Here is a 22,049-nt window from a genome sequence, read left to right on the forward strand (position 1 = left end):
GGCGGGCGCGTCCGCGTCGGCGGTGACGGCCTTCTCGGCGCGGGCGTGCCGGGGCGGCACCGCCAGCCTCAGCACGTCGGCGAGGCTGCCCGCGTACCGGTCGGCGACCGCGCGGGCCAGCCGGGCCACCTCCGGGGAGAGCACCGGCACCGACGAGACGACCTTCTCCAGGTACGCCAGTTTCGGGTGCGCGGAGGACTCGGCGCGCTCCAGCAGCCAGCCGTCGACCAGCTGCCCGGCGAAGCGCACCTTCACCCGTACCCCCGGTTGCGCCTCGGCGTCAAGCGCCGCCGGCACCAGGTAGTCGAACGGGCGGTCCAGGTGCGGCAGGGGCACGTCCACGCAGACGCGCGCGACCGGCGACCCCTGCGCGGGTCGCCGGTCGCGGCGCGTGGCGGCGGTCAGGCTCCCGCGGCCGACTTGAGGTCGGCGGCCCGGTCGGTGCCCTCCCAGGTCAGGTCCGGCAGCTCCCGGCCGAAGTGGCCGTACGCGGCGGTCTGCTGGTAGATCGGGCGGAGCAGGTGCAGGTCCCGGATGATGGCGGCCGGGCGCAGGTCGAACACCTCGGCGACGGCCTTCTCGATCGAGGCGACCGGCACCGTCTCGGTGCCGAACGTCTCGATGAACAGGCTCACCGGGTGGGCCTTGCCGATCGCGTACGCGACCTGCGCCTCGCACCGCTCGGCCAGCCCGGCGGCGACCACGTTCTTGGCCACCCAGCGCATCGCGTACGCGGCCGAGCGGTCGACCTTCGAGGGGTCCTTGCCGGAGAACGCGCCGCCGCCGTGGCGCGCGTACCCGCCGTAGGTGTCCACGATGATCTTCCGGCCGGTCAGGCCGGCGTCACCCATCGGGCCGCCGATCTCGAAGCGCCCGGTCGGGTTGACCAGCAGCCGGTAGCCCTCGGTCTCCAGGCCGAGGCCCTCCAGCTCCGGGGTGATGACGTGGTCCCGGATGTCCGGGGTGAGCAGCGACTCCAGCGAGATGTCGGCCGCGTGCTGGCTGGACACGACGACGGTGTTGAGCCGGACCGGGCGCAGCCCGTCGTACTCGATGGTCACCTGGGTCTTGCCGTCCGGCCGCAGGTAGGGGATGGTGCCGTCCTTGCGGACCGTGGCGAGCCGGCGCGCCAGCCGGTGCGCCAGCGCGATCGGCAGCGGCATCAGCTCGGGCGTCTCGGAACAGGCGAAGCCGAACATCATGCCCTGGTCACCGGCGCCCTGCGCGTCCAGCGCGCTCTCCGACCCGCCGGTACGCAGCTCGAAGGCGTTGTCGACGCCCTGGGCGATGTCCGGCGACTGGGCGCCGATGGACACGCTGACGCCGCAGGACGCGCCGTCGAAGCCCTTCTTCGACGAGTCGTAGCCGATGCCGAGGATGGTCTCCCGGACGATGGTGGGGATGTCGGCGTACGCCTTCGTGGTCACCTCACCGGCCACGTGCACCTGACCGGTGGTGATCAAGGTCTCCACCGCGACCCGGCTGTGCGGGTCCTGGGCGAGCAGCGCGTCGAGAATGCCGTCACTGATCTGGTCGGCGATCTTGTCCGGGTGGCCCTCCGTGACCGATTCGGACGTGAAGAGACGTGTCACGGCACTCCTAAGCATGTGAAGACTTTTAAAGGTCGCTCGGCGGCAGTTTAGCCATCCTCGTTCCGCCGCGACCCCCTGAACGCGGGCCGACCAACCGTCAGGAACGTGACGGCAACCGCGGACAGACGAGGTCCCAGACGGCGTCGGCCAGGGCCTCCTTGGGCTGCTCGGCCAGCCGGTGCACGGCGCCGTCGGCGCCGATCACGGTGGCCGCGTTGGTGTCGGCGCCGAAGACCTTGTCCACGCCGACCTCGTTGACGACGATCATGTCGGCTCCCTTGCGGGCCAGTTTGGCCCGGCCGTTGGCCTCCGCGTCGTCGGTCTCCGCGGCGAAGATCACCAGCACCTGGCCGGGGCGGCGGACGCGACCCAGCTCGGCGGCGATGTCCGGGTTGGTGACCAGCTCGATGGTCGGCGCGACACCGTCGTCCGACTTCTTGATCTTCCCGGTGGCGTAGCTGGCCGGCCGGAAGTCGGCGGGCGCGGCGGCCATCACCACGGCGTCCGCGTCGACGGCCGCCGCCAGCGTCGCCGTGCGCAGCTCCTCGGTGGTGCCCACCCGGACCAGGTCCACCCCGGCCGGATCGGGCAGCGCCACGTTCGCCGCGACCAGCGTCACCCGGGCGCCCCGGGCCACAGCGGCGCGGGCGAACGCATACCCCTGCTTGCCGGAGGACCGGTTGCCCAGGAACCGGACCGGGTCCAGCGGCTCGCGGGTGCCCCCGGCGGTGACCACCACGTGCCGGCCGGCCAGGTCGGCTTCGGCCTCGACGCCGCGGGCCAGGGCCCGGCGGGCCACCGCGAAGATCTCCGCCGGGTCGGGCAGCCGGCCCTTGCCGGTGTCCCGCCCGGTGAGCCGCCCCACGGCCGGCTCGATCACCCGGACGCCGCGCGAGCGCAGCGTGGCCACGTTCGCCACGGTCGCCGGGTGCTCCCACATCTCGGTGTGCATGGCCGGCGCCAGCAGCACCGGGCAGCGCGCGGTCAGCAGCGTGTTTGTGAGCAGGTCGTCGGCGAGGCCGTGGGCGGCCTTGGCGAGCAGGTCAGCGGTGGCCGGGGCGACCACGACCAGGTCGGCGTGCTGCCCGAGCCGCACGTGCGGCACCTCGTGCACGTCGGACCAGACGTCGTCGGCCACCGGCTGGCCGGACAGGGCCGCCCAGGTCGGCGCCCCGACGAAACGGAGCGCCGAGGCGGTCGGCACCACCCGGACCCGGTGACCCGACTCGGTGAAGAGCCGGAGCAGCTCACACGCCTTGTAGGCGGCGATGCCGCCGCCGACCCCGAGGACGATCTCGGCGGGCATCGGCGCGGGCGCGGTTACGGCTGGTCGGTCGGCTCAGCGGTGAGCAGGCCCGCGTTGATCTCGCGCATGGCGATGGAGAGCGGCTTCTCCTGCGGGGTGGTCTCCACCAGCGGGCCGACGTACTCCAGCAGGCCCTCACCGAGCTGGCTGTAGTAGGCGTTGACCTGACGGGCGCGCTTGGCGGCGAAGATGACCAGCGCGTACTTCGAGGTGGTCTTCTCGAGCAGCTCGTCGATCGGCGGGTTGGTGATGCCCTCGGGGTTGGTGGCGATGGATCCCACGAATTAAACCTCTGCGTCTCGTGCGCCGCCCGCGGGCGGTCGGGCCGGAGCCAGGAAGGACGAACCGAGCAATCCTACCAGCTCCGCCGCGGCGCGCTCGGTGTGGTCGTGTGCCACGGCGTGGGCGAAGAGGGCCGCGACGTCCGGGTCGGCCCGGTACGCCGGCGGCGCGAGCAGCACAAGCCGGGCGCCGGGCGCCGCCGCCCGTACCGCGTTGCGCGCCGCCCAGGTCCAGCGGCAGCAGCACCGGCCGGCCCGCGGCGAGCCGCGCCCGCACCTCGGCCCGGGGCACCCCCCGGCGGTACGGCCCGATCCGGCACCACTCCAGCAGTTCCCCGGCGGCGATCAGCTGGTCGAAGGCGGGCGCGTCGAGGAAGACGCGGTCCACGCCGTCCCGCTCGTCGGGGCGCGGCGGCCGGGTGGTGGCGACCACCGGCACCCAGACAGACGCAAGGCGCGCCCGGACCGCCTCGACCACACTGCTCCGGCCGGCCCCGGAGGGACCGGACAGGACAGTGAGCCGAGCCGCCGAGCGCGCCTCGTCATCCGTGCTCACCGCTTGTTTCTACACGGCGGGCCGTTCAGTTCGCGGCGAACTCCCCGAGCAGAGCCTTGCGCTGCTGCTCGCCGAGGCCGCGCAGGCGACGGCTGTCCGCGATCTTGAGCTTCTCCATGATCTGGGTGGCCCGGATCTTGCCGATGCCCGGCATCGCCTGGAGCACGGCCGAAACCTTCAGCTTGCCCACGACGTCGTCGGACTCGGCCCGCTCGAGGACGGTGGCGAGGGTGGTCTTGCCCTGCTTGAGCTGCTCCTTCAGCTCAGCGCGGGCCTTGCGGATCTCCGCGGCCTTCTCCAGCGCGGCAGCGCGCTGTTCGGGGGTCAGTGACGGGAGCGGCACCAGTTCTCCTCAGGTCCCTAGTACGGCGGGCGGAGCGCCCCACCGCATCTGTGAAACGTGGTGTCGCTGGCAACCAAAGGGGTCCGTGGTTCCCAGCGCGGGGAAAACTAGCGGTCAACGGAGATTTCGGCAACGTGGGCGCGCGATGATCAACGGAAAGTGACCGAGCCGTCAGTCAGCCTACGGCGTCCAGGGCGCTCCGGCACTCGGCCAGCGCCCGCTCGGCGGCGGCGCGCAGAGCGTCCGGGTCCGGTCCCGCGCCGAGCACCTCCCGCGAGTACGACGGGAGCACCGACGGCAGCGCGGCGCCGAAGACGGTGCGCAACCCGGCGGGCGTGCCGCCCTGCGCGCCCAGGCCCGGAGCGAGCAGCGGACCGTTCACCGAGCCGAGGTCGTGACCGGTCTCGCCGACCGTCGCGCCGACCACCAAACCGAAGCTTCCGAGCGGCTCCGCACCCCGGTTGAGCTGGGAAATCTCGTCGATCACGGTCTGCGCGACGGTGCGCCCGTCGGCCCCGACGGCACGCTGCACGGAGGCGCCCTCCGGGTTCGAGGTGAGGGCCAGGACGAAGACCCCGCCACCGTGCTCGGCTGCGGTGGAGAACATCGGCGCGAGTGAACCTACTCCCAGGTAGGGGCTCGCGGTCACCGCATCGACATACATCGGGCTGGATGGATCGAGGTACGCCGACGCGTACGCGGCCACCGTCGAGCCGATGTCGCCGCGCTTCACGTCAAGCAGAACGAGCGCTCCCAGATCTCGCAACTGTCGGATAGTTGACTCAAGCACCCCGACGCCGCGCGAGCCGAAGCGCTCGAAGAACGCCGACTGCGGCTTGACCACGGCCACCCGGTCCCCGATCGCCTCCACCACGGTGCGGCAGAACCGGTCGAGTCCGTCGACGTCGTCGGTCAGCCCCCAGTCGGCCAGCAACCCGGGGTGCGGATCGATCCCCACGCACAGCGGCCCTCGCTCCGCCACGGCCCGGTGCAGTCGGGCGCCGAACGTCTCCATCGCGTCTCTCCTCTCCCCGCGGCCCCGGGCCGCCTGGGCGTGTCCGGCGACGGCCTTCCCGTCGCGCCCTGTCGAACTCGGCCGGGCTCAGCCGGCCTTCACCGCCGCGGCCACCCCGGCCGCGATCCGTGCCACGTCCGCGGCGTCGCAGACGTACGGCGGCATGGTGTAGACGAGATCCCGGAACGGGCGCAGCCACACTCCCTGCGCCACCGCGGCGGCGGTCGCCCGGGGCAGGTCCACCTCGTGGTCGAGCTGCACCACCCCGATCGCGCCGAGCACCCGTACGTCGGCCACGCCGGGCGCGCCGCGCAACGGCGCCAGGCCGGCCCGCAGGCCCTCGGCGATCCCCGCCACCCGGCCGGCCCAGTCCCCGGCCCGCAGAAGCTCCAGGGAGGCGTTGGCGACCGCGCAGGCGAGCGGGTTGCCCATGAACGTCGGTCCGTGCGCCAGCACCCCGTCGGCGGAGATCGCCCGCGCCACCTCGGGCGTGCAGAGCGCCGCGGCCAGCGTCAGGTACCCGCCGGTGAGCGCCTTGCCGACGCAGAGCACGTCCGGGGCCACCGCGGCGTGCTCGGCGGCGAACATCTTCCCGGTCCGGCCGAAGCCGGTGGCGATCTCGTCGAAGACCAGCAGGATGCCGTGCTTCCGGGTCACCTCGCGCAGCACGCGCAGGTAGTGCGGGTGGTGGAACCGCATCCCGCCGGCGCCCTGGACCACCGGCTCGACGATCACCGCGGCCAGCTCGTCGGCGTGCCGCTCCACGGCGTCCACCAGAGCCGCCTCGTACGCCGGGTCGGGCGGCGCGTCGAAGCCGGACGGCGGCGCCGGCGCGAACACCTGCCGGGGCAGCACGTCGCCCCAGAGGTGGTGCATGCCGCCCTCCGGGTCGCAGACGCTCATCGGGTGGAATGTGTCACCGTGGTAGCCGCCCCGCCAGGTGCCCAGCCGGCGGCGCTGCGGGCGTCCCCGCGCCCGCTGGTACTGCAGGCACATCTTCACCGCGACCTCGACGCTCACCGAGCCGGAGTCGGCCAGGAAGACGTGTTCCAGGCCGTCCGGGGTCAGCTCGACGAGCGTGCGCGCCAGGCGTACCGCCGGCTCGTGGGTGAGCCCGCCGAACATCACGTGGCTCATCCGCCCGAGCTGGCCGGTCACCGCGGCGTCGAGCGCCGGGTGCCGGTAGCCGTGGATCGCCGCCCACCACGACGACATGCCGTCGACCAGCTCCCGCCCGTCCGCCAGCCGCAGCCGCACCCCTTGCGCGCTGTCCACGACGTACGGCGCGCCGGCGGAGGGCATCGCGGCGTACGGATGCCACACGTGCCGCCGGTCCGCGTCCAGAATCTCCTCAGGCGTCACGTCTCCTCCTTCACCCCTCCCCGCCGCCCCCTCTCTTCCCCCGCGATCTTGCGGTTGCTGCCCCTGCCGCGCCCGGAATGAGGGGGTGTGCCGGGGCCGCGAGTGCAAGATCGCGAGGAAGAGAGGGGTGGGTCAGGGGTGGGTGGTCCGGGTTATGGCTCTCGTCAGGGCGGGGCCGCGGTAGATGAAGCCGGTGTAGAGCTGGACCAGGGACGCGCCGGCGTCGAACATGCGCGTCGCGTCGTCCGGGTCGAGGATGCCGCCGACGCCGATCACCGGCAGCCGCCCGCCGGTCTCCCGGTGCACGAAGGCGACCATCTCCCGGGCCCGTACGGTCAGCGGCCGGCCGGACAGGCCGCCCGTCTCCGCGCCCCGCGCCCGGTCGGCCGGGGCCAGCCCGTCCCGGGCGAGCGTGGTGTTGGTGGCGATGACCCCGGCGGCGCCCCGGTCGAGGCAGACCTCCAGCAGCTCGGCCACGGCCGGCTCGGTGAGGTCCGGGGCGATCTTCACCAGCACCGGCTTCTCCCCCACCAGCGCGGCCAGCAGCGCGTCCAGGTGGGACCGGTCCTGAAGGGACCGCAGCCCGGGGGTGTTCGGTGAGGACACGTTCACGGCGAAGTAGTCACCGTGTCCCTTGAGCGCCCGGTAGGAGTCGAGATAGTCCTCGACCGCCTGGTCCAACGGGGTCACCTTGGACTTGCCGAGCGAGATGCCCAGCGGTACGCCGAGCGGGCGCGGCAACGCCGCCAGCCGGTCGGCGAGGGCCGCCGCGCCCGCGTTGTTGAAGCCCATCCGGTTGATCACCGCTTCGCTGTCGCGCAGCCGGAACAGCCGGGGCCGGGGGTTGCCCGGCTGGGCATGCGCGGTCACGGTGCCGACCTCGACGAAGCCGAAGCCGAGCGCCGGCCAGGCGGGCAACGCGAGTCCGTTCTTGTCCATCCCGGCGGCCAGCCCGACCGGGTTGGGGAAGCGCACCCCGAACACGGTGCGCGGCGCGGACCGGAAGTACGCCCGTCGCAGCGCCGCGAGAACGGCCGGCTGCCGCGACACCGCCGCGAGCCGTTCCAGGGTCCACTCGTGCGCCCCCTCGGCGTCCCCGCCCGCGAGCGAGAACAGCCGGGGCCGCACCACCTTCTCGAAGATCACGCCCCGGCCCCCCGCCCGCTCTCCCCGTTGATCATGAGGTTGACGGCGGATTTGGAGATCCACATCGCCGCCAACCTCATGATCGGCGCGGTCAGGCGCGGGGTCACTCGCCCGCCCGGAGGGCGGCGTGCAGGTCCTGCAGGGGGCGGACCTTCAGGTCGCCCCGGATGCGGGCCTCGATGCCCATGACCGCGGCTGCGGCGCCGGGGACCGTGGTGACGCAGGGGATGTCGACGCTCACCGCGGCGCTGCGGATCTCGTACCCGTCCGAGCGGGCGCTCGCGCCGGAGCCCTGCGGCGTGTTCACCACCAGCGCCACGTCCCCGCCGAGGATCAGCGAGACCGCGTCCGCACCCTCACCCGACTCGTAGTGCTTGCGGATCTGCTCGCAGGCGATGCCGTGCCGGCGCAGCACCTCGGCCGTGCCGGTGGTGGCCACGATCTCGAAGCCCAGGTCGGCCAGGCGCTTGATCGGGAAGATCATGCCGCGCTTGTCCCGGTTGGCGACCGAGACGAAGATCTTCCCGGCGGTGGGCAGCGACCCGTACGCGGCAGCCTGCGACTTGGCGAACGCCTGCCCGAAGCCGGTGTCGATGCCCATCACCTCGCCGGTGGACTTCATCTCCGGGCCGAGCAGCACGTCGATGCCCTTGCCGGAGGGGGTGCGGAACCGCTTGAACGGCAGCACCGCCTCCTTGACCGCGATCGGCGCGTCGGCCGGCATGGTGCCGCCGTCGCCGGTGGGCGGCAGCATCCCCTCGTCGCGCAGCTGCGCGATGGTGGCGCCGAGCGCGATCCGGGCCGCCGCCTTGGCCAGCGGCACCGCCGTGGCCTTCGAGACGAACGGCACGGTACGGGAGGCGCGCGGGTTGGCCTCCAGCACGTAGAGCATGTCGCCCTGCAGCGCGTACTGGACGTTGAGCAGGCCGCGCACCCCGACGCCGCGGGCGATCTCCTCGGTGTAGCGGCGCACCTGGGCCAGGTGCGAGCCGGCCAGGGTGATCGGCGGCAGCGCGCAGGACGAGTCGCCGGAGTGGATGCCGGCCTCCTCGATGTGCTCCATCACGCCGCCCAGGTAGACGTCGCCGTCGGCGTCCACGAGCGCATCCACGTCGATCTCGATGGCGTCGTCCAGGAACCGGTCCACCAGCACCGGGCGGTCCGGCGAGATGGCGGTGGCCCGGCCGATGTAGTCGCGCAGCGTGGCGTCGTCGTACACGATCTCCATGCCGCGCCCGCCGAGCACGTACGAGGGACGGACCAGCACCGGGTACCCGATCTCGTCGGCGATCGCCTTCGCCTCGTCGTACGAGGTGGCCATGCCGTGCGCGGGCGCGCGCAGCCCGGCCCGGGACAGCACCGCGCCGAACGCGCCGCGCTCCTCGGCCAGGTGGATCGACTCCGGGGACGTCCCGACGATCGGCACCCCGGCGTTCTTGAGCCGCTGGGCCAGGCCGAGCGGCGTCTGCCCGCCGAGCTGGACGATCACCCCGATCACGCCGGGGCCGCCGGCGGCCTTGCCGGAGGAGTCCTCGGCGTGCCAGACCTCCAGCACGTCCTCGAACGTCAGCGGCTCGAAGTAGAGCCGGTCGGCGGTGTCGTAGTCGGTGGAGACGGTCTCCGGGTTGCAGTTGACCATCACCGTCTCGTAGTCCACGGCCCGGAGCGCCTGGACCGCGTGCACGCACGAGTAGTCGAACTCGATGCCCTGACCGATCCGGTTCGGCCCGGAGCCCAGGATCAGCACCTTCGGCCGCGCCGAGGGCGCCACCTCGGTCTCCGAGTCGTAGGTCGAGTAGTGGTACGGCGTGGTCGCCTCGAACTCGGCCGCGCAGGTGTCCACCGTCTTGTAGACCGGCCGTACGCCGAGCCGGTGGCGCAGCGTGCGGACGCCGTCCTCGGCGGCCAGCTCGGGACGCAGCGCGGCGAGCTGCCGGTCGGACAGGCCGGCGCGCTTGGCCCGGCGCAGCAGACCGGCGTCGAGCACCGGCGCGGCCACGATCTCGGCGCGCAGCTCGACCAGCGAGGCGATCTGGTCCAGGAACCACGGGTCCATGCCGCCGGACGCCTCGGACACCTCGGCGATCGACGCGCCCAGGCGCAGCGCCCGCTCGACGGTGTAGAGCCGGCCGTCGTGCGGCGTCCGCAGCGCCGCGAGGGTGTTCTCCAACGTGGCGCCGTCCGGGTCCGGAGTGGTCCAGAAGCCCGACGCCTTGGTTTCCATCGAGCGCATCGCCTTGTTCAGCGCCTCGGTGAAGTTGCGGCCCAGGCTCATCGCCTCGCCCACCGACTTCATGGTGGTGGTCAGCTCCGGGTCGGCGCCGGGGAACTTCTCGAACGCGAACCGGGGGATCTTCACCACCACGTAGTCGAGCGTCGGCTCGAACGCGGCCGGCGTCTTGAGCGTGATGTCGTTCGGGATCTCGTCCAGCGTGTAGCCGATGGCCAGCTTCGCGGCGATCTTCGCGATCGGGAAGCCGGTGGCCTTCGACGCCAGCGCCGAGGAACGCGACACCCGGGGGTTCATCTCGATCACGACGATCCGGCCGTCGGCCGGGTTGACCGCGAACTGGATGTTGCAGCCGCCGGTGTCCACCCCGACCTCGCGCAGCACCGCGATGCCGAGGTCACGCAGCCGCTGGTACTCCCGGTCGGTGAGCGTCATCGACGGCGCGACGGTGACGCTGTCGCCGGTGTGCACGCCCATCGGGTCGACGTTCTCGATCGAGCAGACCACCACCACGTTGTCGTGGCGGTCGCGCATCAGTTCGAGCTCGTACTCCTTCCAGCCGAGCACGCTCTCCTCGATGAGCACCTCGTGCACCGGGCTGGCCGCGAGGCCCGAGCCGGCGATGCGCTCCAGGTCCTCGTCGGTGTGCGCCATGCCGGAACCGAGGCCGCCCATGGTGAACGACGGCCGGATGACCACCGGCAGGCCCAGCTCGGCGACCGTCTCGCGGACCTCGTCCATCGAGTGGCAGACCCGCGAGCGCGGCACCAGCGCGGACGGATCCTCCAGGCCCAGCCGTACGCCGGCCTTCGCGACGATCTCCTTGAACAGCTGCCGGTCCTCGCCCCGGTTGATCGCCTCGATGTTCGCGCCGATCAGCTCGACGCCGTACTTCTCCAGCACGCCGGCCTCGTGCAGCGCGACGGCGGTGTTCAGCGCGGTCTGCCCGCCCAGCGTCGGCAGCAGCGCGTCGGGGCGCTCCTTGGCGATGACCAGCTCGACGAACTCCGGGGTGATCGGCTCGACGTACGTGGCGTCGGCGAACTCCGGGTCGGTCATGATCGTCGCCGGGTTGGAGTTGACCAGGCTGACCCGGATCCCCTCGCTGCGCAGCACCCGGCAGGCCTGGGTGCCGGAGTAGTCGAACTCGCAGGCCTGTCCGATCACGATCGGCCCGGAGCCGATCACCAGGACGTGCTTGAGGTCGGTCCGCTTAGGCATTCTTGCGCCCCTCGATCAGCTCTGCGAAACGGTCGAAGAGGTAGTCCGCGTCGTGCGGGCCGGCCGCCGCCTCCGGGTGGTACTGGACGGTGAAAGCGGGGATGTCGACGCCCCGCAGCCCCTCGACCACGTTGTCATTGAGGCAGACGTGTGACACCTGGACACCGCCGAACTCGGTCTGGATCACCTGATCCGGCACCACCGCGCCAGCCCCGGCGCCCGGCACCTGCACCGCGAAGCCGTGGTTGTGGCTGGTCACCTCGACCTTGCCGGTGGCCCGGTCGAGCACCGGCTGGTTGATGCCGCGGTGGCCGTACCCCAGCTTGTAGGTGCCGAAGCCGAGCGCCCGGCCGAGGATCTGGCTGCCGAAGCAGATGCCGAACAGCGGGATCCGCCGGGCCAGCACCTCCCGGGCCAGCGCCACCGGACCGTCGGCGGTCGCCGGGTCGCCCGGGCCGGGCGAGAAGAAGACCGCGTCCGCGCCGGTGGCGAGCAGGTCCTCGATCGTCGACCCGGCGGGCAGCACGTGGGTGGTGACGCCGCGGGCGGCGAGCCGGCGCGGCACGTTGCGCTTGATGCCCAGGTCCACCGCGGCCACCGTGAACCGGTGCTCGCCCTCCGCCTCGACCACGTACGGCTTGGCGGTGGTCACCTCGTCGGACAGGTTCGCGCCGACCATCTGCGGCGAACGGCGCACCCGCTCCAGCAGCGCGGCCGGGTCGTCCTCGACGCTGGAGATGCCGACCCGCATCGCGCCGCGCTCGCGCAGGTGCCGGGTCAGCGCCCGGGTGTCCACCCCGCTGATGCCGACGACGCCCTCGGCGGCGAGCCGGTCCTCCAGCCCGCCGTCGGCGCGCCAGTTGGAGCTGATCCGGGCCGGGTCACGCACCACGTACCCGGCCACCCAGATCCGGTCGGACTCGTCGTCCTCACCGTTGACGCCGGTGTTGCCGATGTGCGGCGCGGTCTGCACCACCACCTGCCGGTGGTACGAGGGGTCGGTGAGCGTCTCCTGGTAGCCGGTCATGCCGGTGTTGAAGACCGCCTCGCCGAAGGTCTCCCCGACGCTGCCGTACGCCTCGCCGTGGAACGTGCGCCCGTCCTCGAGGACGAGAATCGCAGGACGTCTCTTCACTTAACTGCCTTTCCGTCCAGGACCGTCGGCTCGCCGCGCAGGAAGGTCGCCACGATGCGACCCGGCAGCGTCATGCGGGCGTACGGGGTGTTACGACTACGGCTGGCCAGCTCCGCCGGTTCGATGACGCGGCGGGCGGCGGGGTCGACAAGGGTCAGGTTGGCCGGCACGCCGGGCGCCGGGTCGACGCCGTGCCCGGTCAGCCCGGCGATGCGGGCCGGCGTGCGGGACATCCGCTCGGCGATCAGGTCCCAGCGGGGGCCGAACACGTCGAGCGCGATGGACAGGGCGGTCTCCAGGCCGAGCATGCCCGGCCGGGCGTACGCCCACTCGCACTCCTTGTCCTCCACGGCGTGCGGGGCGTGGTCGGTGGCGATGATGTCGATCACGCCCTCGGCCAGCGCCTCCCGCAGCGCGGCGATGTCGGCGGCGGTGCGCAGCGGCGGGTTGACCTTGAAGACCGGGTCGTAGCTCTCCGCCTTGGCGTCGGTCAGCAGCAGGTGGTGCGGCGTGACCTCGGCGGTGACCCGTACCCCGCGCGCCTTGGCCTGGCGCAGCACCTCGACGCTGCCGGCGGTGGAGACGTGGCAGACGTGCAGGCGGCTGCCCACGTGCTCGGCCAGCAGCACGTCCCGGGCGATGATCGCCTCCTCGGCGACGGCCGGCCAGCCGGTCAGGCCGAGGCGGGTGGACACCTCGCCCTCGTGCATCTGCGCGCCCTCGGTGAGCCGGGGCTCCTCGGCGTGCTGGGCGATCACGCCGTCGAACGCCTTGACGTACTCCAGGGCCCGGCGCATCAGCCGCGGGTCGGCCACGCAGTGCCCGTCGTCGGAGAAGATCCGCACCCCGGCGGCGGAGTCGGCCATCGCGCCCAGCTCGGCCAGGCGCTCGCCGGCCAGCCCGACGGTGACCGCGCCGATCGGCTGCACGTCGACCAGGCCGGCCTCCCGGCCGAGCCGCCACACCTGCTCGACCACGCCGGCGGTGTCGGCGACCGGCGAGGTGTTCGCCATCGCGCACACCGCCGTGTACCCGCCGAGCGCCGCGGCCCGGGAGCCGGACTCGACGGTCTCGGCGTCCTCCCGGCCGGGCTCGCGCAGGTGGGTGTGCAGGTCGACCAGGCCGGGCAGCGCGACCAGGCCGGTCGCGTCGACGACCGTGGCGTCGTCGGCGGCGAGTCCCTCGCCGACGGCGGCCACCACGCCGTCGCGGATGAGCAGGTCGGTCGGCTCGCCGCCGACCACACTGACGCCTGTGATGAGGTACGCGGTCACCGGTTGTTCCCTCCGAGCAGCAGGTAGAGCACGGCCATCCGCACGGAGACCCCGTTGGCGACCTGTTCGACGATGGTGGAGCGGGGCGAGTCGGCCACCTCGGGCGTGATCTCCATGCCCCGGTTCATCGGCCCGGGGTGCATGACGATCGCGTGCTCGGGCAGCCGGCGCATGCGCGGCCCGTCGAGCCCGTAGCGGCGGGCGTACTCGCGGGCCGACGGGAAGTAGGAGTCACCCATCCGTTCGCGCTGCACCCGCAGCATCATCACCACGTCCACATCTGGGAGAACGGCGTCGAGGTCGTAACAGACGTCGGTGCCGGGGGCCAGGGCGGCGGCGATGTCGACCGGGATGAGCGTGGGCGGGCCGATCAGGGTGACCTTCGCGCCGAGCGTGGACAGCAGCAGCACGTTGGAGCGGGCCACCCGGGAGTGCAGCACGTCGCCGACGATCGCCACGTGCAGGCCGTCGAGCCGGCCCAGCCGGGACCGCATCGTGTACGCGTCGAGCAGCGCCTGGGTGGGGTGCTCGTGGGTGCCGTCACCGGCGTTGACCACCGACCCGTCGACCCACTCGGCCAGCCGGTGCGGCGCGCCGGAGGCGGGGTGCCGGACGACCACCGCGTCCGCGCCCATCGCCTGGAGCGTCAGCGCGGTGTCCTTCAGGCTCTCCCCCTTGGCCACGCTGGAACCCTTGGCAGAGAAGTTGATCACGTCGGCGCTGAGCCGCTTGGCGGCCGCCTCGAACGAGATCCGGGTCCGGGTGGAGTCCTCGTAGAAGAGGTTCACCACGGTGCGCCCGCGCAGCGCGGGCAGCTTCTTGACCTCGCGCCCGGCCACCGTCGCCATCTCCGCGGCGGTGTCCAGGACCAGGGTGGCGGTGGCGGCGTCCAGGTCGGCGCCGGAGAGCAGGTGCCGGATCATGCGGGAGAGCCTCCGTACAGCCGTACCTCGTCGGCGCCGTCGGTCTCGGCGAGGGTGACCTTCACGTTCTCGGCCAGCGCGGTGGGGATGTTCTTGCCGACGTAGTCGGCGCGGATCGGGAGCTGACGGTGACCGCGGTCGACCAGGACGGCGAGTTGCACCGAGGCCGGGCGGCCGACGTCGCTGAGCGCGTCGAGCGCGGCCCGCACGGTGCGGCCGGAGAACAGCACGTCGTCGACGAGGATCACCCGCTTGCCGTCGATCCCGCCGGACGGCAGGTCGGTCGGGCCGACCGCGCGGGTGGCGTGCCGGCGCAGGTCGTCGCGGTAGAGCGTGATGTCGAGCACGCCGACCGGGACGGTGACGTCCTCGAACGTGCTGATCCGGTCCGCGAGGCGGCGGGACAGCGGCACACCGCGGGTGGGGATGCCGAGCAGCACGGTGTCGGCGGCGCCCTGGGTCTTCTCCAGGATCTGGTGGGCGATGCGGTCGACCACCCGCGACACGTCCGCAGCGGCGAGGATCACCTTCACCGAGGGTTGTCGCGGCGGTGACGAATGGGCAGCCGGTGGGTAGGCCACGGCGGACCTCCTTCCCCGCCTCACGGGACGGGTCGTTAAAGGACGTCTGGGTCGGCTCCGGGGGCCCGCGCGGGGCCCGGACCGGGGCTTCACGCCACGTTACCAGCGGTCACCGGGCCGCCCGCCGCCGGTACTGACCTGCTGGTCAGCCCGGAGAAATGGGGACAAGCCACACGAGCGTCCTAGACGTCGTGGACAGCAACACTTGACCGCGTGTCGCAATCCCCGTACCGTCACGCTCCGTAGCGATAGCTGGGAGAACCCCGAGCAGCACTGGGAGTGTCCGAATGCCCTCTGAATACGCCAAGTCGCTGGGCGCCCGCCTGCGCTCCATCCGCCAGCAGCAGGGCCTGTCCCTGCAGGGGGTGGAGGAGAAGTCGAACGGGCGGTGGAAGGCCGTGGTGGTCGGCTCGTACGAGCGCGGCGACCGCGCCGTCACCGTGTCCCGCCTGGCGGAACTGGCCGACTTCTACCGCGTTCCCGTCTCGGAGCTGCTGCCCGACGGCAGCGGGGTGCGTCACGAGCCCACCAGCAAGATCGTGCTGGACCTGGAGCGGCTCTACGACGAGGCCTCCGAGGACCTGGCCTACGTCGCCCGCTACGCGCGCGCCATCCAGCAGCAGCGCGGCGACTACAACGGCCGGGTGCTCTCCATCCGCGCCGACGACCTGCGCGCCCTCGCGATCGTCTACGACGCCTCACCGTCGGGGCTGATCGAGCGGCTGACCGAGCACGGCGTGCTGGTCGCCGACCCGCGGGCGTTCTTCGCGTCCTGACATCCGCATACGAGAAGGGCCCGTGCCGGACGGCACGGGCCCTTTCGTCGTCGGAGCGCGGGGCTCAGCGGCTGGCGTACTCGGCGATCCGGCCGAGGATGCCGTTGAGGAACCGGGGCGAGTCGTCCGTCGACATCTGCCGGGCCAGCTCCACCGCCTCGCTGATCGCCACCGCGTCGTCGATCTCGTCGACGTAGAGCAGCTCGTACACGGCGATCCGGGCCAGGTTGCGGTCGACCACCGGCATCCGGTCCAGCGTCCACCCCTCGGCGTAGCTGGCGATCGTCTCGTCGATCCGGTCGAGGTGCGCCGCCACGCCCTCGACCAGCCCGACCGCGTAGCCGAGGTGGTCGGGGCGCGGCTGCTCGATCCGCTCCAGGTAGCCGGCGAGCACCTCGACCGGCGGGCGGTCCCGCAGGTCGGCCTCGAAGAGCACGTCCAGCGCCCGCTTGCGCGCCTTGCGACGCGCGGGCATCTGCTGCTTGGGACCCTCGGCCATCAGGCTCGGCCGAGGTAACGGCCGTCGCGGGTGTCGACCTTGATCTTCTCACCGGTGGTGATGAACAGCGGCACCTGCACTGTGGCGCCGGTCTCGACGGTGGCCGGCTTGTTGCCGCCGGTCGACCGGTCGCCCTGCAGGCCCGGCTCGGTGTAGGTGACCTCGAGCACGACCGAGGTCGGCAGCTCGATGTACAGCGGCACGCTCTCGTGGGTGGCGACGGTCGCCTCGGCCTCGGGGAGGAGGTAGTTGGCGGCCTCGCCGACGGTGCCGCCGGGGACGGTGATCTGGTCGAACGTCTCCAGATCCATGAAGACGTAGTCCTCGCCGTCGGCGTACAGGTACTGCATGGTGCGCTTGTCCACGGTCGCGGTCTCGACCTTGGTGCCCGCGTTGAAGGTCTTGTCGACCACCTTGCCGGACAGCACGTTCTTCAGCGTGGTGCGCACGAAGGCACCACCCTTACCGGGCTTGACGTGCTGGAACTCGACGACGGCCCACAGCTCGCCGTCCAGGTTGAGTACCAGGCCGTTCTTCAGGTCGTTGGTGGTGGCCATTTCCTGCCTTGATCATCAATTGGCGGACAGACCGTCCAAGTCTACTCGCCCTGTCGAATCGGACTCGCACGCTGAGCCAGATGCTGCAGCGCCAGCCGGTAGCCGTCCACGCCCAGCCCGCAGATCACCCCGGTCGCCACCGCGGAGACCACCGAGTGGCGCCGGAACTCCTCCCGGGCGTGGATGTTGGAGATGTGCACCTCGACCAGCGGGCCGCGCAGCATCGCGCAGGCGTCCCGCACCGCCACCGAGTAGTGCGTCCAGGCCGCCGGGTTGAGCACCACCGCCGCCTCCTCGTCGGCCGCCGCGTGCAGCCAGGCCAGCATCTCGTGCTCGGCGTCGGTCTGCCGGACCACCACGTCCAACCCCAGCTCCCGGCCGTGCCGCTCGCAGTCGGCCACCAGCTGGGCGTAGCTGGTCACCCCGTACACGTCGACCTGGCGGGTGCCGAGCCGGCCCAGGTTCGGCCCGTTGAGCACGTACACCCTCATGAGCTGATCTCCGCGTACGCGGCGGCGAGCAGGTCGTCCGGCGGCGCCTCCAGGATCGCCGGGCGGGCGATCCCGTCGAGCACCACGAACCGCAGCCGGCTGCCCCGGGCCTTCTTGTCCACCCGCATCGCGGCCAGCAGTTCCGGCCAGGCGTCGGCCCGGTAGCCGGTGGGCAGGTCGAGCGCGGTCAGCACCCGGCGGTGCCGCTCGGCGTCGGCCGCGTCGAGCCGGCCGGCGAGCCGCGCGAGAGTGGCCGCGTAGACCAGGCCGACCGACACCGCGTGACCGTGCCGCCAGCGGTACCCCTCCACCTTCTCGATCGCGTGGGCGAGGGTGTGCCCGTAGTTGAGCACCTCGCGTACCCCGGATTCGCGCAGGTCACCGGCGACCACGTCGGCCTTCACGCGGACCGCGCGCTCGACCAGTTCCCGCAGCACCGGCCCGGCCGGGTCGAGCGCGGCGGCCGGGTCCCGCTCGACCAGGTCGAGGATCACCGGGTCGGCGATGAACCCGCACTTGACCACCTCGGCCATGCCGGCGGCCAGGTCGGCCGGGGGCAGGCTGTCCAGCGTCGCCAGGTCGGCCAGCACGCCGGCCGGCGGGTGGAACGCGCCGACCAGGTTCTTGCCGGCGGCCGTGTTGATGCCGGTCTTGCCGCCCACCGCCGCGTCGACCATGCCGAGCAGCGACGTGGCGACCGGCACCCAGCGCACGCCGCGCAGCCAGGTCGCGGCGACGAACCCGGCCAGGTCGGTGACCGCGCCGCCGCCCACCCCGACCACCGCGTCGGTACGGGTGAAACCGGCGTCGCCGAGCCGCTCCCAGCAGGCCGCCGCCACGTCGACGTGCTTGCCCGCCTCGGCGTCCGGCACCTCGATCAGCAGCGGCGTCACGCCGCCCTCGCGGACCGCGTCGGCGAGCCGGTCGGCGAGCGCCTTGAGCGGCGGCGCGTGCAGGAAGGCCACCCGCTCGGCGCCCGCCAGCAGCACCGGCGGCGGGTCCAGCAGGTCACGTCCCACCAGCACGTCGTACGGCCGCTCGCCGCCGACCGGGATCCGGGTCACCTCGTCCATCGCGGGCAGCCTAGTCCAGCGCGCCGCCCCCGCGCGGCCGTTGTCCACTGGCTGGGTGTTTGTCCGGCCACATCGCGGGTAGGGCGGCCGGAATGAGTGAGACGACGGCACACGCGACCCGACCGGAGTCCGCGACGAGCATCCGGCTGCCCGCCACGATCCTCGGCGTCGGGCTCGGCGGCTTCGTCGACGGCATCGTCCTGCACCAGGTCCTGCAGTGGCACCACATGCTCAGCAGCACCGGCAGCGACCGGATCGGCGTGCGCGAGTACCCGGTGGACACCGTGCCCGGCTTGCAGATGAACACGCTCTGGGACGGCCTGTTCCACGTGGTCACCTGGGTGGCGGTGCTGACCGGCCTGGCCCTGCTCTACTCCCGGGTCACACACTCGCGGGGCCGGCTGTGGCGCTCGCCGATGCTGTGGGGCTGGGCGCTGATCGGCTGGGGCCTGTTCAACCTGGTCGAGGGCGTCGTCGACCACCACCTGCTCGGCATCCACCACGTCCGCGGCGGCCCGAACCAGCTCTGGTGGGACCTCGGGTTCCTCGCGCTCGGCGTGGTGCTGATCGCTGTCGGCTGGACGATCCAGCGCCGGGCCCGCGCGGTGGATCTCTGCGCGCCGGAGCGCCGGTGAGCCTGGCTCACGCCGGGCACGCCGACGGCGGCTTCCCGGCGATCGCGCTGATCCCGGCGGCGCTGTTCTGGGCGTGCCTGGCCGCCGCGCTGCGGCTGCGGGACCCGGGCGGGCCCGGCTGGCCGCACGCCCGGACGGCGAGCTTCGGGCTGGGCGCGCTGCTGCTGGCGGGCGGGCTGGCGTGGCCGGCCGGCGACTTCGTCGGACACATGTGGCAGCATCTGCTGATCGGCATGCTCGCGCCGCTGGCGCTGGTGCTCGGCGCCCCGGTCACGCTGCTGCTGCGCACGCTGGACCGGCGTACCGGCCGGGCACTGGTCCATCTGCTGCGGCATCCGACAGCGCGGGTGCTCGGCCACCCGGTGACCGGCCTGCTGCTCACCGCGGGCGGGCTGTGGCTGCTCTACCTCACCCCGCTGTACCGGGCCACGCTGGACAGCCCGGCCCTGCACACGCTGGTGAACGTGCACTTCCTGCTCAGCGGCTGCCTGTTCGCCTGGTCGATCGCCGGTCCCGACCCGGGCCCGCACCGCCCGCGCGTACCGGTGCGGCTGGTGGTGATCGGGTTCGGGGTGGCCGCGCACGCCACCATCGCCCAGCTGCTCTACGCCGGGCTGTTCGTGGACGTGCCGGCGACCGCCGCCGAGCTGCGGGCCGGGGCCACGCTCATGTACTACCTGGGTGACCTGGCCGAGATCGCGCTGGCGCTGGCGCTGCTCGCCACCTGGCGACCGGAGCGGAGCCCTCGCCGCAGGGCGGCCGGGGCCGTTGCGGCAAATGCCTGACCGGCCCGTCCCGACACGTTTCCCACGCACCCATGGCGTTCCACCCACCGACGCCATCGACGCCGACTGGAACGCCACAAGTGCCATAACGCTCGGGAGACACCCAAGGCGTTCCACCCACCAACGTCATCCACGCCGGGTGGAACGTCATGGGTGCCACGACACCCCGGAGACACCCACCGCGTTCCACCGAGGGCGGGAGCCGGGCGCGGCAGTGCGGGTGTCAGGGCTTGAGCAGCGCGGCGATCTCCGCGGCCAACTCCTCCGGCGTACGCCCGTCCGTCACCACGGTCGCGGTCGCCACCTCGGCGTAGAGCGGGCGGCGCTGGTCCATCAGATGCTTGAGCGTGGCGCGCGGGTTCAGCGCGAGCAACGGACGCCCGGCGCCCAGACCGACCCGCTTGACCGCGTCCGGCAGCTCCACCGACAGGTGCACCACGGTGTGGCCGATCAGCGCGGCCCGGTTCTCCTCGGCCAGCACCGCGCCGCCGCCGATCGCGAGCACGCCCGCGTGCGACGCGAGCGCCGCCGCCACGGCGGCCCGTTCGAGGGTACGGAAGTGCTCCTCCCCCTCGTCCACGAAGATCTCCGGAATGGGCTTGCCGGCAAGGTTCTCGATGTCGGCGTCGGTGTCCCGGAAGTCGACGCCGAGCGCCTCGGCCAGCGCCGTGCCGACAGTGGTCTTGCCGGCACCGGGCGCACCGACCAGCACGCAGATCGGCCGGGTGCTCACTTGATCACCAAGCTGTCGAGGTAACCGGTCAGGTTGCGGCGCATCTCGGCGACCGAGTCGCCGCCGAACTTCTCCACCGCCGCCTCGGCCAGCACGAGCGCGACCATCGCCTCGGCCACCACCGCCGCCGCCGGCACCGCGCACACGTCGGAGCGCTGGTTGATCGCGGTGGCCGGCTCGCCCGTGGTCACGTCGATCGTGGCCAGGGCCCGGTTCAGCGACGAGATGGGCTTCATGGCCGCCTTCACCCGCAGCGGCTCACCGGTGGTGATGCCACCCTCCAGGCCACCGGCCCGGTCGGTGATCCGCCGCACGCCGGTGGCGGTGGGCACGATCTCGTCGTGCGCCTCCGAGCCGCGCGAGCGGGCCTGCTGCCAGCCGTCGCCGATCTCCACGCCCTTGATCGCCTGGATCGACATGAGCGCGGTGGCGAGGCGCGCGTCGAGCTTGCGGTCCCACTGCACGTGGCTGCCCAGGCCCGGCGGCACCCCGTACGCGAGCACCTCGACCACGCCGCCGAGCGTGTCGGCGGCCTTCTTCGCGGCGTCGACCTCGGCGACCATCCGGGCGCTGGCCTCGGCGTCGAGGCAGCGCAGCGGGTCGGCGTCGATGCGGGCGGCGTCCTCCGGGGTGGGGCGAAGCCCCGGCTTGACCGCAACCGGGCCCAGCTCGACCACGTGGGAGACGATCTCGACGCCGAGCGCCTGACGCACGAGCGCCTTGGCGACGGTGCCCACCGCGACCCGGGCGGCGGTCTCCCGGGCGCTGGCGCGCTCCAGGATCGGCCGGGCGTCGGTGTGCCCGTACTTCTGCATGCCGGCCAGGTCGGCGTGACCCGGGCGGGGACGGGTCAGCGGCGCGTTGCGGGCCTGACTCGCCAGCTCCTCCGGGTCGACCGGGTCGGCGGCCATCACGGTGCGCCACTTGGGCCACTCGGAGTTGCCGACCCGGATCGCGACCGGGCTGCCGAGCGTCACGCCGTGCCGGAGCCCGCCGATGATCTCGACCTCGTCCTGCTCGAACGACATCCGGGCACCCCGGCCGTAGCCGAGCCGGCGCCGGGCCAGCTCGCCGGAGATCTCCCCGGTGGTCACCTCGATGCCGGCGGGTACGCCCTCCAGCATCGCGACGAGGGCGGGTCCGTGCGATTCACCTGCAGTCAGCCAGCGCAACACGACGGTCAGTGTGTCACGCCCGGTGGTCACCGGCGTACGCCGCCCGCCGCATCCCGCCCACCGGACAGGCCGCCTCCGCGCCGATCTGCCGCCTCGTGGGGCGAGGCGTTAACAAGGGGCCCTTCCTTACACCGGCAGGGCAGCGCGCATCGCGGCGCGTGGGGCGGTGACGCCGGTGAAGTGCTCGAACTGGCCGTACGCCTGGGCAAGCAGCAGGTCCAGCCCGGAGACCACCCGGCACCCGGCTGTCAGCGCCGCCGCCGCGAGCGGCGTGGGCCACGGATCGTAGACGACGTCGAAGAAGACCGACTCCGGTCGCCAGTCTGTCGGCGAGCGGGTCGGCCACGCCCTTCGGCACCG

Annotated in this window: 21 protein-coding genes and 3 pseudogenes; 3 read left to right on the forward strand and 21 right to left on the reverse strand. The window is 72.8% G+C overall.

The window, feature by feature from the left end; genetic code table 11:
- From MCBG_RS08075 to pyrR, 14 genes and pseudogenes are all read right to left on the reverse strand, one after another.
- Positions 1 to 342: pseudogene (locus MCBG_RS08075) on the reverse strand (primosome assembly protein PriA); the annotation flags it as partial.
- 59 nt (positions 343 to 401) lie between these two features.
- Positions 402 to 1,592, reverse strand: coding sequence for a methionine adenosyltransferase (gene metK / locus MCBG_RS08080; protein ID WP_223201130.1), 1,191 nt, complete (start codon positions 1,590 to 1,592; stop codon positions 402 to 404).
- Positions 1,593 to 1,689: 97 nt separating this feature from the next.
- Entirely contained in the window at positions 1,690 to 2,898 is a 1,209-nt protein-coding gene (gene coaBC, locus MCBG_RS08085; protein WP_043324946.1) for a bifunctional phosphopantothenoylcysteine decarboxylase/phosphopantothenate--cysteine ligase CoaBC, read from the reverse strand.
- 14 nt (positions 2,899 to 2,912) lie between these two features.
- Entirely contained in the window at positions 2,913 to 3,179 is a 267-nt protein-coding gene (gene rpoZ / locus MCBG_RS08090) for a DNA-directed RNA polymerase subunit omega (protein WP_013285517.1), read from the reverse strand.
- A gap of 3 nt (positions 3,180 to 3,182) precedes the next feature.
- Positions 3,183 to 3,735, reverse strand: a pseudogene (locus tag MCBG_RS08095) (guanylate kinase).
- Between the two features lie 25 nt (positions 3,736 to 3,760).
- Complete coding sequence (gene mihF / locus MCBG_RS08100; protein WP_013285515.1) at positions 3,761 to 4,078, reverse strand: integration host factor, actinobacterial type; 318 nt, start codon at positions 4,076 to 4,078, stop codon at positions 3,761 to 3,763.
- A gap of 175 nt (positions 4,079 to 4,253) precedes the next feature.
- Entirely contained in the window at positions 4,254 to 5,093 is an 840-nt protein-coding gene (pyrF, locus tag MCBG_RS08105; RefSeq protein ID WP_043324947.1) for an orotidine-5'-phosphate decarboxylase, read from the reverse strand.
- An 87-nt stretch (positions 5,094 to 5,180) separates the two neighbouring features.
- On the reverse strand, positions 5,181 to 6,455 hold the full coding sequence (locus MCBG_RS08110; RefSeq protein ID WP_043324948.1) for an adenosylmethionine--8-amino-7-oxononanoate transaminase: 1,275 nt from the start codon (positions 6,453 to 6,455) through the stop codon (positions 5,181 to 5,183).
- Positions 6,456 to 6,587: 132 nt separating this feature from the next.
- On the reverse strand, positions 6,588 to 7,601 hold the full coding sequence (locus MCBG_RS08115) for a quinone-dependent dihydroorotate dehydrogenase (RefSeq protein ID WP_043324949.1): 1,014 nt from the start codon (positions 7,599 to 7,601) through the stop codon (positions 6,588 to 6,590).
- A 103-nt stretch (positions 7,602 to 7,704) separates the two neighbouring features.
- Positions 7,705 to 11,052, reverse strand: coding sequence for a carbamoyl-phosphate synthase large subunit (carB, locus tag MCBG_RS08120; protein WP_043324950.1), 3,348 nt, complete (start codon positions 11,050 to 11,052; stop codon positions 7,705 to 7,707).
- Positions 11,045 to 12,187 (reverse strand): glutamine-hydrolyzing carbamoyl-phosphate synthase small subunit, encoded by a 1,143-nt coding sequence (carA, locus tag MCBG_RS08125; RefSeq protein ID WP_043324951.1) that lies wholly within the window; start codon positions 12,185 to 12,187, stop codon positions 11,045 to 11,047. Before carA ends, carB begins: the two co-directional genes overlap by 8 nt.
- The gene (locus MCBG_RS08130) at positions 12,184 to 13,461 is read right to left on the reverse strand and encodes a dihydroorotase (protein ID WP_043324952.1); all 1,278 of its coding nucleotides are present in this window, start codon (positions 13,459 to 13,461) and stop codon (positions 12,184 to 12,186) included. The genes carA and MCBG_RS08130 overlap by 4 nt, the downstream gene beginning before the upstream one ends.
- The gene (locus tag MCBG_RS08135; RefSeq protein WP_030502502.1) at positions 13,458 to 14,384 is read right to left on the reverse strand and encodes an aspartate carbamoyltransferase catalytic subunit; all 927 of its coding nucleotides are present in this window, start codon (positions 14,382 to 14,384) and stop codon (positions 13,458 to 13,460) included. Before MCBG_RS08135 ends, MCBG_RS08130 begins: the two co-directional genes overlap by 4 nt.
- Positions 14,381 to 14,965 (reverse strand): bifunctional pyr operon transcriptional regulator/uracil phosphoribosyltransferase PyrR, encoded by a 585-nt coding sequence (gene pyrR, locus MCBG_RS08140; RefSeq protein WP_043324953.1) that lies wholly within the window; start codon positions 14,963 to 14,965, stop codon positions 14,381 to 14,383. Before pyrR ends, MCBG_RS08135 begins: the two co-directional genes overlap by 4 nt.
- Positions 14,966 to 15,252: 287 nt before the next feature.
- Between pyrR and MCBG_RS08145 the strand changes: the two genes are divergently transcribed.
- Positions 15,253 to 15,741: a transcriptional regulator BldD gene (locus tag MCBG_RS08145; protein ID WP_013285505.1), complete on the forward strand. Its 489-nt coding sequence runs from the start codon at positions 15,253 to 15,255 to the stop codon at positions 15,739 to 15,741.
- Between the two features lie 64 nt (positions 15,742 to 15,805).
- Here the strand turns inward: MCBG_RS08145 and nusB are convergent, their stop codons facing one another.
- From nusB to aroB, 4 genes are read right to left on the reverse strand one after another with little or no spacing between them, the layout of a single operon-like run.
- On the reverse strand, positions 15,806 to 16,216 hold the full coding sequence (gene nusB / locus MCBG_RS08150) for a transcription antitermination factor NusB (RefSeq protein ID WP_174534511.1): 411 nt from the start codon (positions 16,214 to 16,216) through the stop codon (positions 15,806 to 15,808).
- A 23-nt stretch (positions 16,217 to 16,239) separates the two neighbouring features.
- Positions 16,240 to 16,797 (reverse strand): elongation factor P, encoded by a 558-nt coding sequence (gene efp / locus MCBG_RS08155; RefSeq protein ID WP_013285503.1) that lies wholly within the window; start codon positions 16,795 to 16,797, stop codon positions 16,240 to 16,242.
- A gap of 41 nt (positions 16,798 to 16,838) precedes the next feature.
- Positions 16,839 to 17,288: a type II 3-dehydroquinate dehydratase gene (gene aroQ, locus MCBG_RS08160; RefSeq protein WP_043324954.1), complete on the reverse strand. Its 450-nt coding sequence runs from the start codon at positions 17,286 to 17,288 to the stop codon at positions 16,839 to 16,841.
- A complete protein-coding gene (gene aroB, locus MCBG_RS08165; protein WP_043324955.1) occupies positions 17,285 to 18,361 on the reverse strand; it encodes a 3-dehydroquinate synthase in 1,077 nt (358 codons plus the stop codon). Before aroB ends, aroQ begins: the two co-directional genes overlap by 4 nt.
- 92 nt (positions 18,362 to 18,453) lie before the next feature.
- On the opposite strand from aroB, the gene MCBG_RS08170 reads away from it, so the two are divergent.
- Together MCBG_RS08170 and MCBG_RS08175 are read left to right on the forward strand one after the other, a co-directional pair.
- On the forward strand, positions 18,454 to 18,996 hold the full coding sequence (locus tag MCBG_RS08170; RefSeq protein ID WP_043324956.1) for a DUF2243 domain-containing protein: 543 nt from the start codon (positions 18,454 to 18,456) through the stop codon (positions 18,994 to 18,996).
- On the forward strand, positions 18,993 to 19,781 hold the full coding sequence (locus tag MCBG_RS08175) for a cytochrome c oxidase assembly protein (RefSeq protein ID WP_043324957.1): 789 nt from the start codon (positions 18,993 to 18,995) through the stop codon (positions 19,779 to 19,781). The genes MCBG_RS08170 and MCBG_RS08175 overlap by 4 nt, the downstream gene beginning before the upstream one ends.
- A gap of 223 nt (positions 19,782 to 20,004) precedes the next feature.
- On the opposite strand, the gene MCBG_RS08180 is transcribed toward MCBG_RS08175, so the two are convergent.
- From MCBG_RS08180 to MCBG_RS08190, 3 genes and pseudogenes are all read right to left on the reverse strand, one after another.
- Positions 20,005 to 20,514 (reverse strand): shikimate kinase, encoded by a 510-nt coding sequence (locus MCBG_RS08180; protein WP_043324958.1) that lies wholly within the window; start codon positions 20,512 to 20,514, stop codon positions 20,005 to 20,007.
- The gene (aroC, locus tag MCBG_RS08185) at positions 20,511 to 21,689 is read right to left on the reverse strand and encodes a chorismate synthase (RefSeq protein ID WP_043330334.1); all 1,179 of its coding nucleotides are present in this window, start codon (positions 21,687 to 21,689) and stop codon (positions 20,511 to 20,513) included. The genes MCBG_RS08180 and aroC overlap by 4 nt, the downstream gene beginning before the upstream one ends.
- 126 nt (positions 21,690 to 21,815) lie before the next feature.
- Positions 21,816 to 22,049: pseudogene (locus MCBG_RS08190) on the reverse strand (shikimate dehydrogenase); the annotation flags it as partial.

Origin of the sequence: Micromonospora sp. M42, assembly GCF_000568915.1 — a bacterium.
GTDB lineage: Bacteria > Actinomycetota > Actinomycetes > Mycobacteriales > Micromonosporaceae > Micromonospora > Micromonospora chalcea.

What these genes read in the sequence shown, in the direction of transcription:
- coaBC (WP_043324946.1), bottom strand. Translation starts at nt 2,898, where the DNA reads ATGCCCGCCGAGATCGTCCTCGGGGTCGGCGGCGGCATCGCCGCCTAC.
- pyrF (WP_043324947.1), bottom strand. Translation starts at nt 5,093, where the DNA reads ATGGAGACGTTCGGCGCCCGACTGCACCGGGCCGTGGCGGAGCGAGGG.
- carB (WP_043324950.1), bottom strand. Translation starts at nt 11,052, where the DNA reads ATGCCTAAGCGGACCGACCTCAAGCACGTCCTGGTGATCGGCTCCGGG.
- MCBG_RS08135 (WP_030502502.1), bottom strand. Translation starts at nt 14,384, where the DNA reads ATGATCCGGCACCTGCTCTCCGGCGCCGACCTGGACGCCGCCACCGCC.
- MCBG_RS08145 (WP_013285505.1), top strand. Translation starts at nt 15,253, where the DNA reads ATGCCCTCTGAATACGCCAAGTCGCTGGGCGCCCGCCTGCGCTCCATC.
- nusB (WP_174534511.1), bottom strand. Translation starts at nt 16,216, where the DNA reads ATGCCCGCGCGTCGCAAGGCGCGCAAGCGGGCGCTGGACGTGCTCTTC.
- efp (WP_013285503.1), bottom strand. Translation starts at nt 16,797, where the DNA reads ATGGCCACCACCAACGACCTGAAGAACGGCCTGGTACTCAACCTGGAC.
- aroQ (WP_043324954.1), bottom strand. Translation starts at nt 17,288, where the DNA reads ATGAGGGTGTACGTGCTCAACGGGCCGAACCTGGGCCGGCTCGGCACC.
- aroB (WP_043324955.1), bottom strand. Translation starts at nt 18,361, where the DNA reads ATGGACGAGGTGACCCGGATCCCGGTCGGCGGCGAGCGGCCGTACGAC.
- MCBG_RS08170 (WP_043324956.1), top strand. Translation starts at nt 18,454, where the DNA reads ATGAGTGAGACGACGGCACACGCGACCCGACCGGAGTCCGCGACGAGC.